Annotated in this window: 13 protein-coding genes; 9 read left to right on the top strand and 4 right to left on the bottom strand. The window is 73.1% G+C overall.

The features are described from left to right. Together glgB and ACQRUO_RS24315 are read left to right on the top strand one after the other, a co-directional pair. The coding region (glgB, locus tag ACQRUO_RS24320) for a 1,4-alpha-glucan branching enzyme (RefSeq protein ID WP_428318169.1) at positions 1-1,129 on the top strand (1,129 nt) is incomplete at its 5' end. Continuing rightward, complete coding sequence (locus tag ACQRUO_RS24315; RefSeq protein WP_428318170.1) at positions 1,129-2,484, top strand: phosphomannomutase/phosphoglucomutase; 1,356 nt, start codon at positions 1,129-1,131, stop codon at positions 2,482-2,484. The genes glgB and ACQRUO_RS24315, both read left to right, overlap by 1 nt. A gap of 127 nt (positions 2,485-2,611) precedes the next feature. On the opposite strand, the gene ACQRUO_RS24310 is transcribed toward ACQRUO_RS24315, so the two are convergent. Continuing rightward, entirely contained in the window at positions 2,612-3,973 is a 1,362-nt protein-coding gene (locus tag ACQRUO_RS24310; protein WP_428318168.1) for a tetratricopeptide repeat protein, read from the bottom strand. Between the two features lie 195 nt (positions 3,974-4,168). Here ACQRUO_RS24310 and ACQRUO_RS24305 point away from each other — a divergent pair, with 195 nt between their 5' ends. The 3 genes from ACQRUO_RS24305 to ACQRUO_RS24295 all read left to right on the top strand — a co-directional run bounded on the left by ACQRUO_RS24305 (position 4,169) and on the right by ACQRUO_RS24295 (position 6,438). Beyond that, positions 4,169-4,339, top strand: coding sequence for a hypothetical protein (locus ACQRUO_RS24305; RefSeq protein ID WP_428318167.1), 171 nt, complete (start codon positions 4,169-4,171; stop codon positions 4,337-4,339). Between the two features lie 82 nt (positions 4,340-4,421). Next, the gene (gene glgA / locus ACQRUO_RS24300; protein WP_428318166.1) at positions 4,422-5,612 is read left to right on the top strand and encodes a glycogen synthase; all 1,191 of its coding nucleotides are present in this window, start codon (positions 4,422-4,424) and stop codon (positions 5,610-5,612) included. A 241-nt stretch (positions 5,613-5,853) separates the two neighbouring features. Next, the gene (locus ACQRUO_RS24295) at positions 5,854-6,438 is read left to right on the top strand and encodes a TetR family transcriptional regulator (RefSeq protein WP_428318165.1); all 585 of its coding nucleotides are present in this window, start codon (positions 5,854-5,856) and stop codon (positions 6,436-6,438) included. A gap of 98 nt (positions 6,439-6,536) precedes the next feature. On the opposite strand, the gene ACQRUO_RS24290 is transcribed toward ACQRUO_RS24295, so the two are convergent. Further along, the gene (locus ACQRUO_RS24290) at positions 6,537-7,136 is read right to left on the bottom strand and encodes a DUF998 domain-containing protein (RefSeq protein ID WP_428318164.1); all 600 of its coding nucleotides are present in this window, start codon (positions 7,134-7,136) and stop codon (positions 6,537-6,539) included. A gap of 182 nt (positions 7,137-7,318) precedes the next feature. On the opposite strand from ACQRUO_RS24290, the gene ACQRUO_RS24285 reads away from it, so the two are divergent. The 3 genes from ACQRUO_RS24285 to ACQRUO_RS24275 all read left to right on the top strand — a co-directional run bounded on the left by ACQRUO_RS24285 (position 7,319) and on the right by ACQRUO_RS24275 (position 9,692). Further along, positions 7,319-8,281 carry a heavy metal-binding domain-containing protein gene (locus tag ACQRUO_RS24285; RefSeq protein WP_428318163.1) on the top strand — a complete coding sequence of 321 codons (963 nt, stop codon included), beginning with the start codon at positions 7,319-7,321 and terminating at the stop codon, positions 8,279-8,281. An 85-nt stretch (positions 8,282-8,366) separates the two neighbouring features. After that, positions 8,367-9,197: a heavy metal-binding domain-containing protein gene (locus ACQRUO_RS24280; RefSeq protein ID WP_428318162.1), complete on the top strand. Its 831-nt coding sequence runs from the start codon at positions 8,367-8,369 to the stop codon at positions 9,195-9,197. A gap of 63 nt (positions 9,198-9,260) precedes the next feature. Beyond that, the gene (locus ACQRUO_RS24275) at positions 9,261-9,692 is read left to right on the top strand and encodes a hypothetical protein (RefSeq protein WP_428318161.1); all 432 of its coding nucleotides are present in this window, start codon (positions 9,261-9,263) and stop codon (positions 9,690-9,692) included. Between the two features lie 109 nt (positions 9,693-9,801). On the opposite strand, the gene ACQRUO_RS24270 is transcribed toward ACQRUO_RS24275, so the two are convergent. After that, a complete protein-coding gene (locus tag ACQRUO_RS24270; RefSeq protein ID WP_428318160.1) occupies positions 9,802-10,968 on the bottom strand; it encodes a TIGR03364 family FAD-dependent oxidoreductase in 1,167 nt (388 codons plus the stop codon). A gap of 306 nt (positions 10,969-11,274) precedes the next feature. On the opposite strand from ACQRUO_RS24270, the gene ACQRUO_RS24265 reads away from it, so the two are divergent. Continuing rightward, positions 11,275-12,036 (top strand): AIM24 family protein, encoded by a 762-nt coding sequence (locus ACQRUO_RS24265; RefSeq protein ID WP_428318159.1) that lies wholly within the window; start codon positions 11,275-11,277, stop codon positions 12,034-12,036. A gap of 120 nt (positions 12,037-12,156) precedes the next feature. Here the strand turns inward: ACQRUO_RS24265 and ACQRUO_RS24260 are convergent, their stop codons facing one another. Next, on the bottom strand, positions 12,157-12,387 hold the full coding sequence (locus ACQRUO_RS24260) for a hypothetical protein (protein WP_428318158.1): 231 nt from the start codon (positions 12,385-12,387) through the stop codon (positions 12,157-12,159). Positions 12,388-12,431: the final 44 nt, after the last annotated feature.

Raw genomic sequence — 12,431 nt, 5'->3', positions numbered from 1 at the left:
CCACCGCGCCGAACACCCCGACTGGGGCACCCTCACCTTCGACTACGGCCGCACCGAAGTACGCAACTTCCTCGTCGCCAACGCCCTCTACTGGTGCGAGGAGTTCCACATCGACGGCCTGCGCGTCGACGCCGTCGCCTCCATGCTCTACCTCGACTACTCCCGCCCCGACGGCCAGTGGACCCCCAACCAGTACGGCGGCCGCGAGAACCTGGACGCCGTCGCCTTCCTCCAGGAGATGAACGCCACCCTCTACCGCCGCTGCCCCGGCGTGGTCACCATCGCCGAGGAGTCCACCGCCTGGGACGGCGTCACCCGCCCCACCGACACCGGCGGCCTCGGCTTCGGCTTCAAGTGGAACATGGGCTGGATGCACGACACCCTGCAGTACCTGGCGCGCGAGCCGGTCTACCGCCAGTACCACCACCACGAGATCACCTTCTCCATGGTCTACGCCCACTCGGAGAACTACGTGCTGCCGATCTCGCACGACGAGGTGGTGCACGGCAAGGGCGCGCTGGTCTCCAAGATGCCCGGCGACTGGTGGCAGCAGCGCGCCAACCACCGCGCCTACCTGGCCTTCATGTGGGCCCACCCCGGCAAGCAACTGCTCTTCATGGGCCAGGAGTTCGCCCAGGGCGCCGAGTGGGACCACGACGCCGGACCGCAGTGGTGGCTGCTCGGCGAGGACTGGCCCGCCCACGGCGACCACCGGGGCCTGCAACGGCTGGTCGGCGAGCTGAACCGGGTCTACCGGGACACCCCCGCCCTCTGGGAGCAGGATACCGACCCCGCCGGCTTCCGCTGGCTGGACGGCGGCAACGCCGAGGAGAACGTCGTCTCCTTCGTCCGGTACGCCGAGGACGGCACCCCGCTGGTCGCCGTCTCCAACTTCTCCCCGGTCGTCCGTGCGGCCCACCGCGTCGGGCTGCCCGTACCGGGCGGCTGGCGGACCGTGCTGGACACCGACGCCACCCCGTACGGCGGCAGCGGCGCCGCCGGCACCGCTCCGGTCGAAGCCGAGCCGGTCGAGTGGCACGGGCAGCGGTACAGCGCCCAGCTGACCCTGCCCCCGCTGGCCACCCTCTGGCTGGTGCCGGACCCCTCCCCCACTACCCAAGGAGCATGATGCAGCCCGAACTCGCTGCCCGTCTCGTCAAGGCCTACGACATCCGGGGCCTGGTGCCCCAGGAGCTGGACGAGGCCGTGGCCTACCGCGTCGGCGTCGCGTTCGCCGAACTGACCGGGGCCCGGGAGGTGGCGGTGGCCTGGGACATGCGCGACTCCTCGCCGGCGCTCTGCCAGGCCTTCGCCCGCGGCCTGCTGGACCAGGGCGTCGACGTGGTCGAGGCCGGCCTGGGCTCCACCGACTACCTGTACTTCGTCTCGGGGCGCCTCGGCGTCCCCGGCGCGATGTTCACCGCCAGCCACAACCCGGCGGCCTACAACGGGATCAAGCTCTGCCGGGCCGGCGCGGTGCCGATCGGCGAGGGCACCGGCCTGGAGCTGATCCGGGCCGCGCTCACCGACCCGGTCGAGACGCCCGCCCCGGCCGCCACCCCGGGCCGCAAGCGGACCGTGGCGATGCTGGACGACTACACCGCCCACCTGCACTCGCTGGTGGACCTCTCCGCGCTGCGTCCGCTGAAGGTGGTCGTGGACGCCGGCAACGGCATGGCGGGGCTGACCGTGCCGCTGGTGCTGGACCACCCCAAGCTGCAGATCGTCCCGATGTACTTCGAGCTGGACGGCAGCTTCCCGAACCACGAGGCCGACCCGATGAAGCCGGCCAACGTGGCGGCCCTCAAGGAGCGGGTGCGGGCCGAGGGGGCCGACCTGGGCCTGGCCTTCGACGGCGACGCCGACCGGTGCTTCGCGGTGGACGAGCGGGGCGAGGCCGTACCGGCCTCCTCGGTGATCGCGCTGGTGGCGGCCCGACTGCTGGCCCTGGAGCCCGGCGCCCGGGTGGTGCACAACCTGATCACCTCGCGCTCGGCAATCGAGGTGATCGAGGCCGCCGACGGGGTGCCGGTGCGCTCCCGGGTCGGCCACTCGTTCATCAAGGCGCTGATGGCCGAGCACCGGGCGGTCTTCGGCGGCGAGCACTCCGGGCACTACTACTTCCGCGACTTCTGGTTCGCGGACACCGGCATGCTGGCCGCGCTGCACATCCTGGCGGAGCTGTCCGCCGGCGACCGGCCGCTGTCCGAGCTGGTGGCGGGGTACACCCGCTACGCCAACGCCGGTGAGACCAACCTGACGGTGGCCGACCCGGCCGCGGCGCTGGCCGCCGTCGAGCGGTCGCTGGGCGACTCGGCCGCCGTGCTGGACCACCTGGACGGGCTCACCGCGAGCTTCGCGGACGGCTCCTGGTTCAACCTGCGGGCCTCCAACACCGAACCGGTGCTGCGGCTGAACGCCGAGGCGGCCGACGAGCCGGCGCTGGAGCGCCTGCGGGAGCGCGTGCTCAAGATCGTCGGCTGACCCGCCGCACCGCGGGAGTCCGGCCCCTGCCTCGTGGCCGGACTCCTGCGTCCCGGTTTCTCCGGGGGTTTCTCAAGGCCGCTTCGAGTGGTCCTCGAGCGTCCTGCTGGTCGTTCTCCGTCCGTTCTCAGGCGTTGCGCTGGTTGGTGCCGGGAAGCGCCGTCGCCTTGGTGTCCGGCAGCGCCCGCAGGCCCATGCTGGTCAACGCCCGCTGGTAGGCCGCCATCGCCTCGGCGGGGTGGCCGAACCGCTGCCAGAGGTCGCCCAGCCGGCGCATCACCTGAGCGGAGTGGCGATTGCGGGCGAGCTGGTCGAGCTGCCGCTCGGCCGCCCGCAGCGTGGTCTCCGCGGTCAGCTGGTCGCCCCCGAGGAACTGGGCCTCGGCGAGCACGAGGCGTGCCGTGGCCGAGTCCCACCGCGAGTCGGTGCGCTGCAGGCCGAGCGCCCGGCTGGCCCGGGCCGCCGCCTCGTCGAACTCGCCCAACTGGATGTACAGCTGGGCCAGCTGGGTCTCGTTCCAGGCCTGCTCACCGGCGGTCCCGACCTCCAACAGGCCCAGCTGCGCCTCGTCCAGCAGGGTCCTGGCCCGCTCCAGGTCCGGGGAGTCGCTCTCCAGGATGAGGTTGGCGTACACGGACTTGAGCAGCGCCTGGTGGCGGACGTTGTCGGTCTCGGCCATCAGCATCAACGCGCGCTCGGCCAGCGCCAGCGCCTCCTCCACCCGGCCCTGCGACTTGGCGACCAGCGCCGCGTTCCAGTACACCGAACCGCGCGCGACCCGCGAGCCCATCTGCTCGGCGACGGTCATCAGCCGGGCGGCGACCAGGTTGGCCTGGCCCAGGTCGCCCCGGTCCCGGTAGCAGCTGACCAGCGTGGAACCGAGCTGGATGTGGTCGTCGGTCAGGTCCAGACCGAGGCTGTCGAGCTTGCGCATAGCGCGCTCGCCCACCTCGACGCTCATGATCTGGTCGCCCGACTCGCGGTAGCAACGGCAGAGCGCCACGGCGAGCTGCGCCCACTCCGCCGAGCCGGCCACGGTGGCCGGGTCCTCGTAGAGCGTGGTCAGCAGCTGGATGGCGGCCTCCAGCCGGCCCAGCTTCTCGAAGGCCAGCGCCTGGCCGAGCCGCGCCCGGGTCACCATGGCGTTGCTGAGCAGCGGCGCCGAGGCCAGCGCCTCGCTGTAGGCCTGCAACGCCTCGCCGTTGGACCCGTTGCGCATGGCCATGTCGCCGAAGGCGACCTTGAGTTCGAGCTCCTTGACGGTCGCGTCGTCGTGCCCGGTCCGCAGGTACTCCACCGAGCAGCCGACGCGCTCCGCCAGGCTCTTGAGCACCGCCTCCGAGGGCGCCCGCTTGCCGGTCTCGATCAAGGAGACGTAGCTGATCGAGATGTCCTCGGAGGCGAGGTCCTGCTGATTGAGCCCCCGCTTGAGGCGCAGCTCACGTAGCCGCTGCCCGATCCCGCTCGTCCCGCTCTGCGTCTGGTCCACGATTTCTAACCTCCGAGAGACCCCATTTGACTTCCTGTTTTACAGGAGTGTCCGTGAGCCGCCAAGCGGCTTCCTGACTTCAACCTAACGTTGTCCAAGCCATCCACGAGAACCGCTAGGAGATTGATTGACAGAGTCTGTCAATTCCTCTTGACTCTAGGTGTCAACCAACCGCCCGATCGGAAGGCCAGACCGATGACCAAGAGCCTCGCCACCCGCTTCTCCGCCGTCCTGCTCGCCACCGGCCTGGCGCTCTCGGTGGCCGGTGCCGTCACCGTCGCCTCCGCGCAGTCCGCGCCGCCCGCCGCGACCTCCGGCACCCCCACCGACACCGTGTCCCCGGACAGCGACAACCCCTGCTGCTGACTGCGCCACCCACCCGGTCGCCCCGCCAGTCGACCGACCCCCTTGACCCCGGGGCGCGCAGCGCACCCAGAACGGATCCGAGATGCGTGTCGACATCCTGACCAGGGAGTACCCGCCCGAGGTGTACGGCGGCGCGGGCGTCCACGCCGCTGAGCTGACCCGGGCGCTGCGCCGCCTGACCGAGGTCCGGGTCCGCTGCTTCGGTGAGCCGCGCGACGAGCCCGACACCTGGTCCTACCCGCTGCCGAAGGACGAGCAGGGCAGCAACCCGGCCCTGCGCTACCTGGCCGTGGACCTCGGGATGGCCGGCGACTGCGCCGGGGCCGACCTGGTGCACAGCCACACCTGGTACGCCAACACGGCCGGCCAGCTGGCCCAGCTGCTGCACGGCATCCCGCACGTGATGACCATGCACAGCCTGGAGCCGCTGCGCCCCTGGAAGGCGGAGCAGCTGGGCGGCGGCTACTCGCTCTCCCAGTGGATGGAGCGCTCCGCGGTGAGCGGCGCCGACGCGGTGGTGGCGGTCTCCGGCGCCATGCGCGAGGACGTCCTGCGGGTCTACCCGGAGGTGGCCGCGGAACGGGTCCACGTGATCCACAACGGCATCGACACCGAGGCCTACCGGCCCGAGCACTCGATCGCCACCCTGGAGCACTTCGGCATCGATCCCGACCGACCGATCGTGCTCTTCGTCGGGCGGGTCACCCGCCAGAAGGGTCTGCAGCACCTGCTGCGGGCGGCCTTCGACCTGCACCCCGACGCCCAGCTGGTGCTCTGCTGCGGTCAGCCGGACACCCCGGAGATCGCCGCCGAGGTCGCCGACCTGGTGACCGAACTCGGCCGACGCCGCAGCGGCGTGTTCCGCATCGACGGCATGCTGGACGCCGTCACCGTCCGCCGGCTGCTCACCCACGCGACCGTCTTCGTCTGCCCCTCGCTCTACGAGCCGATGGGGATCGTGAACCTGGAGGCGATGGCCTGCGAGACCGCGGTGGTCGCCACCGCGGTCGGCGGGATCCCCGAGGTCGTCGACGACGGCAACACCGGCCTGCTCGTCCCCTACCGGCCGGTGTCCGACGGCACCGGCGAGCCCGCCGAGCCGGCCGCCCTGGCGGCGGGGCTCGCCGAGGCGATCAACCGCCTGATCGAGGACCCCGCACTGGCCGAGAAGTTCGGCCGGGCCGGCCGGGAGCGCGCCGTGCGGGAGTTCTCCTGGGACCGCGTGGCCGAGCGGACCATGGCCGTCTACCGGGCCCTGCCCGGCGGCCGCTGAGACCGGCGGGACGGGCGGTCACCCCCACCGCCCGCCCCGCCCAACCTGGCCCGCGCCGGTCGGCCCCCACACGCACCGGCGTGGGCCAGGTTCCTGTCACTCTGTCACTCACTCTGTCACTTCCTTCTTGATCAAGAAGAGCCGAGGCGCGAGGATGCAATTGCAGACGTCCTTTACAGGGTCTTCACCATCCCGCTGGGGGCGGCCGGCGGCGCCTCCCGGCCCGAAGGAAGGAACAGCATTGAGGAAGCAGGCCCGGGCGCTGCTCACCTACGAGAAGGTGCTCGACTCGGCCGCCGCGGAGATCGCCCAACTGGGCTACGAGAGCACCAACCTCCAGGCGGTGGCGACCCGGACCGGGCTGACCAAGGGGGCGCTGTACGGGCACTTCGCCTCCAAGGCGATGCTCGCCGACACCCTGGTGGCACACCTCGAGGAGACGCTGCGCATCCTGCTCGCGCCGGCCGCCGACCCGGACGTCCCGGCGCTCGACCGGCTGCGCACCTTCACCTGCGCCCTCGCCGCGCGGACCCGCTCGGACATCCGGATCAGCGCCGCCGTGCGCCTGCTGATCGACCAGGCGGCGGCCGGCCGCGCGCCCACCGACCTGCTGACCGAGCTGCGCCAGGAGATCCTCGCGCTGGTCCGGGAGGCCCAGCGGCAGGGCGACCTGCGGGCGGACCGGCCCGCCGAGGCGGTGGCCGACCTGCTGCTCGCCGCGCTGCTGGCGGGACACCGCACGGCGCTGGCCACCGGCAGCCCGGACCGGCCGGGCGACCTGAGCGACACCTGGCTGCTCCTGCTGCCGCCGCGTGCGAAGTCCTGAGTCCCGCTGCCGGAACGCACGGAGGCCGGTCGAGTCCCCCTCGACCGGCCTCCGTGCGTTCCGGTCACGGCGGCTTCCCGGCCGCCGCCGCGTCCCGGTCACCGCTCCGACAGCCGCCGCGCCCCCACCCGCACGCAGGACAGCACCACCAGCAGCGGCCAGAGCGACTGGGTGGTGGTGACCAGGCGCTCGGCGATGCCGGCGGGCCCGTGCGTGTTGATGGCGAGCAGGAACCAGGCGGCGCCGGCCAGCATCAGCAGGCTCACCAGGACGGCGGGGGCCGGGCGCAGCGCCCAGGGGGCGGCCGGGCTGCGGCGGACCGCGAGGCAGGGCCAGACGCAGAGCAGCGTGAACCCGGCCCCGGTGATCACGCCGTGGCGCAGCGAGCCGCCGTGGGCCGGCTCGGGGAAGAGCGCGACCATGATCGAGGCGATCCCGCCGCCGGCCAGCGCGAGGCGCCCGGCCACCGCGGCCGGGCGCAGGCCGAGGGCGGTGACCAGGTGGCAGCAGCCCAGCGCGGCCAGGGCGGCCACCAGCAGCCAGCGGTTCGGGGTGCCGTCGGCCTCCAGCGAGCTGATCGTCTGTCGGGCCGGGTCGTAGCCGGGGCCCTGGAGCAGGCCGGCGGCCAGCCAGCCGGCGATCAGCGCCGCCGGCGCGCAGCCGGCGGAGACCAGGGCCCAGCGCGGGATGGGTCGCATCCGCCCACGGTAGGCGGCCGGAGCGGCCCGACCGGGTGCACACGCGGACGAGACCTCCGCACCCCGGGTGCACCGGATGCCGGTGGGCGCATAGGGTGCCTTGTCGGACCTCGCCGGGGCCCGTGGCTGGTGCTCCGGCGACCGGAGCGCCGGAGCGGCCAGATGGGATGCGGGATGAGCGCATGACGGAGGCGTGGAGCGGGGTGGGGCTGCCGCCCGTGGCGGCGGCGCGGGTCGCCGAGGGGCGGGCCACCGGGACGTGGTCGTCGGCGCTGTCGACGGGTGAGTTCGCCGCGATCAGGTCGGTCGGGTTCGAGCCGGTCGGCCAGGTGATGGGGTCGGCGGTCTACCACGTCGGGCGCAGCGGACGGTACTGGGGTTACCACGACTGCCTCTACACGGGCGGCGGCTGGAACGGGCGCGGCTACGCGACGGCGGGGATCGCGCTGTCCGGCAACGGCGCGCCGTCGGCCGGCCTGGTGGAGGTGCTGGACACCGCCCGGCGCACCGCGCTGGGTCGGATGAGCGCCGAGTGCACCGCGCTCGGCGGGGACGGGGTGGTCGCGGCCCAGCTGACCATGGCGCCCTTCCCGGCGGCGCCGAACTGCCTGGAGTTCAAGGTGATCGGTACCGCGGTGCGGGCCGCCGGCCCCGTGCGGCCGCGCCGCCCGTTCACCTCGCACCTGGACGGCCAGGGCTTCGCCAAGCTGGTCGGGGCCGGCTGGGTGCCGGTGGACCTGCTGGTCGGGATGTCCGTCGGGGTGCGGCACGACGACTACCGGACCCGGCGGCAGAACTCCGCCTGGGCGGCCAACCAGGAGATCGACGGGTGGAGCGCGCTGGTGCACCACGTCCGCGCGGACGCCCGGCACCAGCTGCACCAGCAGGGCGTCGGGCACGGCGGCGACGGGGTGATCCTGGCCGACAGCCGGCTGCGGGTCTGGGAGGAGTCCTGCATCCGCACCTCGCAGAGCTCCGAGCAGACCGACCACATCGTGGAGAGCACCCTGATCGGCACCGCGATCGCCAGGTTCGTCACCCGCCCGGCCGAGCCGCGCACCCTCACCGTGATGCCACTGAACGGGGGCGGGGACCGGCTGCGCCGCCGGCTGGCCCAGGCCCGGCAGTCGGGCGGCTTCCGGTGAGCGGGCGGCCTCCCGCCGGGGCGACCACACGGCTGCGCAGTCGATCGATCGGCACGAGCACTTCGACAAGGGGAGAACGACCCGCATGAGCACCTTCGATCCCACCGCGCAGGGCGTTCCCGCCGATGCGATGCGGCGGCTGGCCGAGCTGGAGCCGGGCAAGCCCGGTTCGATCTTCACCAGCGACCTGTCGGTCAACGAGTTCCTGCTGGTCCGCGAGGCCGGGTTCCAGCCGATCGGCCTGGTGCTGGGCAGCTCGATCTACCACGTCGGGATCCAGCTCGGGCGCTGGGGCAGGAACCAGGAGCTGGAGACCCTCAGCCAGGCGATGTACCACGCCCGCGAGCTGGCGATGACCCGGATGGAGGCCGAGGCGGCGCAGCTGGGTGCGGACGGCATCGTCGGCGTCCGACTGACCGTGGAGGCCCGGGAGTTCGGTTCGGACATCGCCGAGTTCATCGCGGTCGGCACCGCCGTGAAGGCGGACCACCCGGCCCCCGGCGGCACCAGCTGGCGCAACAACAAGGGCCAGCCGTTCACCTCGGACCTGTCCGGCCAGGACTTCTGGACCCTGATCCGGGCCGGCTACGCGCCGCTCGGCATGACCATGGGCACCTGCGTCTACCACATCGCGCACCAGAAGATGGGCTCGGTCTTCTCCAACATCGGCAAGAACGTGGAGATCGAGCAGTACACCCAGGCGCTCTACGACGCCCGCGAGCTGGCGATGGCCCGGATGCAGGCGGAGGCCGAGGAGCTGCAGGCCGAGGGCATCGTCGGGGTGCAGCTGAACGCCCACAACCACCGCTGGGGCGGGCACACCACCGAGTTCTTCGCGATCGGCACCGCGGTGCGCCCGCTGCGGGCCGACCACGAGATCGAGCGGCCGACCATGGTGCTGAGCCTGGACGGCTGAGCCGTAGGCTGCACGACGGCGGCCGACCGGGCCGACGGGCGAGTGCGAAGGAGCGAGGGCGAGATGACGGACCACGGCGAGCTGGAACCGGCCGCGGAGGACCCGGGCACGCTCGACCTGCTCGCGGCCGCGCTGCGCCGCGACGCCGCCGACCTGGAGATCTACACCCAGGTGCTGACCGGTGCGCTGGCCGAGGCGCTGCCGGCCGACGCGGTGGCCGTGGAGCGCAAGCGCAGCATGGCCGACCGGATGGCCGGCCGGCCCGGCCGGATCGAGCGGCTGGAGGTCTCGACCGCGGACCAGCGGCTGATCCTCACGGTGGTCAAGGGCCACCCGGCGGGCGAGGTCTGCAAGGTGGTGCGCGGTGTGGTGCTCTCCCGCCGGCCGGTGCCGCTGGACGAGTGGGCCCGCGAGCTGGCCACCGCGGTGGCCGCCCGGGCCCGCTCCGACGCCCAGGCCCGCGCGGCCCTGGAGCGGCTGATCCACGGCGACTGAGCCGGCGTCCCACGGCGCACGCCCGGCCGCACCACGGCTCCCCCGCGGTGCGGCCGGGCGGTGACCGCCTCGGCCGGGCCGTGACCGCTCGGCCGTAGCCGTGACCGCCTCAGGCGCAGAGCGCCGCCAGCTCCGCCGCGCCCGGCAGTGCCTGGGCGTCCGCGCCGACCAGCCCGTCCATCACCCGCGGGGCCAGGCCGAGCGCGGTGGTCATGCCGATGCCCGAGGTCACCGAGACCACCCGGATCCCCTCGGCCGGGGCGGCCACCAGGTAAGGGTTGGCGCCGGAGGCGTAGATGCCGCGCCAGCGCTCGCGCACCGTCAGCCGCTCGACGCCGAGCAGGCCCGCGGTCTCGCGCAGCACCGCCGCGTCCATCTCCTCCGCGTCGAACGGCAGCGGGGTGACGTCGTAGGCGTGGGTGTCGCCGATGGTCAGGGTGCCGTCGGGGCGCTGGGTGAACATCAGGTTGAGCCCGATGCCGATCAGCTCCGGCCGCTCCCGGGTGAGCCGCTCGCGCACCGCGGGCAGGCTCGGGCAGGCCTCGAAGCCGCCGTAGCGCAGCAGCGAGAAGCCGGTCTGCACGGCGGGGTCGATCGGCTGCGGGTGCGGGTTGTCCACCCGCAGCATCCGCAGCACGCACCGCTTGACGGCGAACTCGGCCGCCAGCTCCGGGAAGTGGCGGTCGACGTCGTGGCCGGCCGCGAACACGATCGAGCCGGCGCGCAGCTCGCCGCGGCTGGTGCGCACCAGGCCGGGCTCCACCGAGTGCGCGGTGGTGGCCCAGTGGAAGGTGACCCCGCGCTCCGCGAGGTGGCGGGCGATCGCCGGGACGCACTCGCGCGGGTCCACCCGCAGGTCGTCGGGCAGGAAGGCGCCGCCGACCACGCCGGCCCCGACCGGCACCCGCCGCGCCACCTCGGCCGCGTCGAGCAGCTGCACCTCGGCGCCGCGCAGCTCGCCGAACTCGCGGAGCACCGCCAGCTCGTCCTCGGCCCGGGCGACCATCACCGTGCCGGTGCGCCGCAGCCAGAACCCGGCCGCCTCCGCCAGCGCGGCCCACTTCTCCCGCGCCGCGTAGCCGTACTGCAGCGCCACCCCGTCCTGGGCCGTGGCGCAGGCGTGCCCGAAGTTCCGGATGGACGCCCCGGTCGCCCGCTCGCCGCGCTCCACGACCGCCACCGTGAGCCCGCGCTCCACCGCCTCGTAGGCGTGCGCGAGCCCGACGATGCCGGCGCCGACGACCACCACGTCGGCCGAGCCAAGGGTGTTGTCCACGGTTCTCCCATCCACTGTCTTGCTGTTCCGGACCTGCCGCTCAAGTTGTATGCACAACTTGAGCCGCAAGGAAACCTAAGATCACTTGGGGAGAGCCCGAGGGACAGCCAGTGAACACCTGGTGAACACGCGACCGCGATCCGGTGCCGGACGGTCGGGCGCCGACCGGCCGGCGTCGGACGGCCCGCCGCGGGATCACCGCGGGGGCGCACGGGGGCAGTCGCCCTGTTCCCGGTCCGGAACGGGCGCTACCGTGCCCGCAGGGGGGCGGCAGCGGACCGCCCGCGGTCGGGGGAGGGAACCCGGATGCAGGACGTGATCAAGGGCAGCACGATGCCGGTGCTGGAGATGCAGCTGGCGGCCGGCGAGTCGATCATCTCGATGCACGGCGAGCTGTCCTGGATGTCGGCGAACATCCAGATGTCGCAGACCACCAACACCGGCGGGCCGGGCGGCGGCGGGCTGTTCAACACGCTCAAGCGGGCGGTCAGCGGCGGCGGCATCTTCCTGACCCAGTACCAGGCGCAGGGCTCGCCCGGGCTGGTGGCCTTCGCCTCCAAGGTGCCCGGGCACATCGTGCCGGTGGACATCGTCCAGGGCCGCGGGGTGCTGGTGCACCGGCACGGCTGGCTCTGCGGGACGCCCGGGATCACCCCGACCGTCGCGCTGCAGCAGTCGTTCCGCGGCGGGCTGTGGGGCGGCGAGGGCTTCGTGCTGCAGCGGCTGCACGGGCAGGGACGGGCCTGGATCGAGCTGTCCGGCGAGCTCTGCCAGTACCGGCTGGCGCCCGGCCAGACCATGCTGGTCCACCCCGGGCACGTGGGCATGTTCGACGAGTCGGTGCAGTTCACCATCACCCGGGTGCCCGGCATCGCCAACAAGATCTTCGGCGGCGACGGCTACCACCTGGTGGCGCTCACCGGCCCCGGCCAGATCTGGCTGCAGAGCATGCCGCTGTCCAGCCTGGCGCACGCGCTGGAGCCCTACCTGGCCCGGGACGGCGCCGCCGCGACCGCCGAGGGCGTGGGCATCGGCGGCATCGTGGGCGGCATGCTGCGCAACCAGTAGCCGTCGCAACCAGTAGCCGCCGGACGCCGGTACAGCACGGCACGGCATGCGGAACGCCGGTGCCGACCCGGGGCAGCGGGCCCGGGTCGGCACCGGCGTCGGCGAGAAGAGCGGCGCGGCCTAGAAGAAGTCGCGGTCGATGATCTCCTCCTCGACGATGACCTCCTCGCGGCCACCGCCGAAGAACCCGTCGAACATGCCCGGGCGCTCGATGATCTCCTCGCGCTCGACGATCCGCTCGCGGCCGAAGCGGTCGCGCTCGACGAACTCCTCGCGACGGATGATCTCCTCGCCGCCGAAGAAGCCGCCGTCGCGCTCGATGATCTCCTCGCGCTCGTAGAACTCACGCATGATGACTCCCCTCGGGTCCTGCCCTGCTGACGTCCCTGACGTCC

Origin of the sequence: Kitasatospora sp. LaBMicrA B282 (genome assembly GCF_050325825.1) — a bacterium.
Taxonomy (GTDB): domain Bacteria; phylum Actinomycetota; class Actinomycetes; order Streptomycetales; family Streptomycetaceae; genus Kitasatospora.
The sequence above is the reverse complement of the archived record's forward strand: the minus strand, read 5'-3'. Positions and strand labels throughout refer to the sequence as shown.

Excerpts from the sequence above, each read along its gene's own strand:
- ACQRUO_RS24275 (WP_428318161.1), top strand. The coding sequence starts at position 9,261 with ATGACGGACCACGGCGAGCTGGAACCGGCCGCGGAGGACCCGGGCACG.
- ACQRUO_RS24290 (WP_428318164.1), bottom strand. The coding sequence starts at position 7,136 with ATGCGACCCATCCCGCGCTGGGCCCTGGTCTCCGCCGGCTGCGCGCCG.
- glgA (WP_428318166.1), top strand. The coding sequence starts at position 4,422 with ATGCGTGTCGACATCCTGACCAGGGAGTACCCGCCCGAGGTGTACGGC.
- ACQRUO_RS24260 (WP_428318158.1), bottom strand. The coding sequence starts at position 12,387 with ATGCGTGAGTTCTACGAGCGCGAGGAGATCATCGAGCGCGACGGCGGC.
- ACQRUO_RS24285 (WP_428318163.1), top strand. The coding sequence starts at position 7,319 with ATGACGGAGGCGTGGAGCGGGGTGGGGCTGCCGCCCGTGGCGGCGGCG.
- ACQRUO_RS24265 (WP_428318159.1), top strand. The coding sequence starts at position 11,275 with ATGCAGGACGTGATCAAGGGCAGCACGATGCCGGTGCTGGAGATGCAG.
- ACQRUO_RS24280 (WP_428318162.1), top strand. The coding sequence starts at position 8,367 with ATGAGCACCTTCGATCCCACCGCGCAGGGCGTTCCCGCCGATGCGATG.
- ACQRUO_RS24315 (WP_428318170.1), top strand. The coding sequence starts at position 1,129 with ATGCAGCCCGAACTCGCTGCCCGTCTCGTCAAGGCCTACGACATCCGG.
- ACQRUO_RS24305 (WP_428318167.1), top strand. The coding sequence starts at position 4,169 with ATGACCAAGAGCCTCGCCACCCGCTTCTCCGCCGTCCTGCTCGCCACC.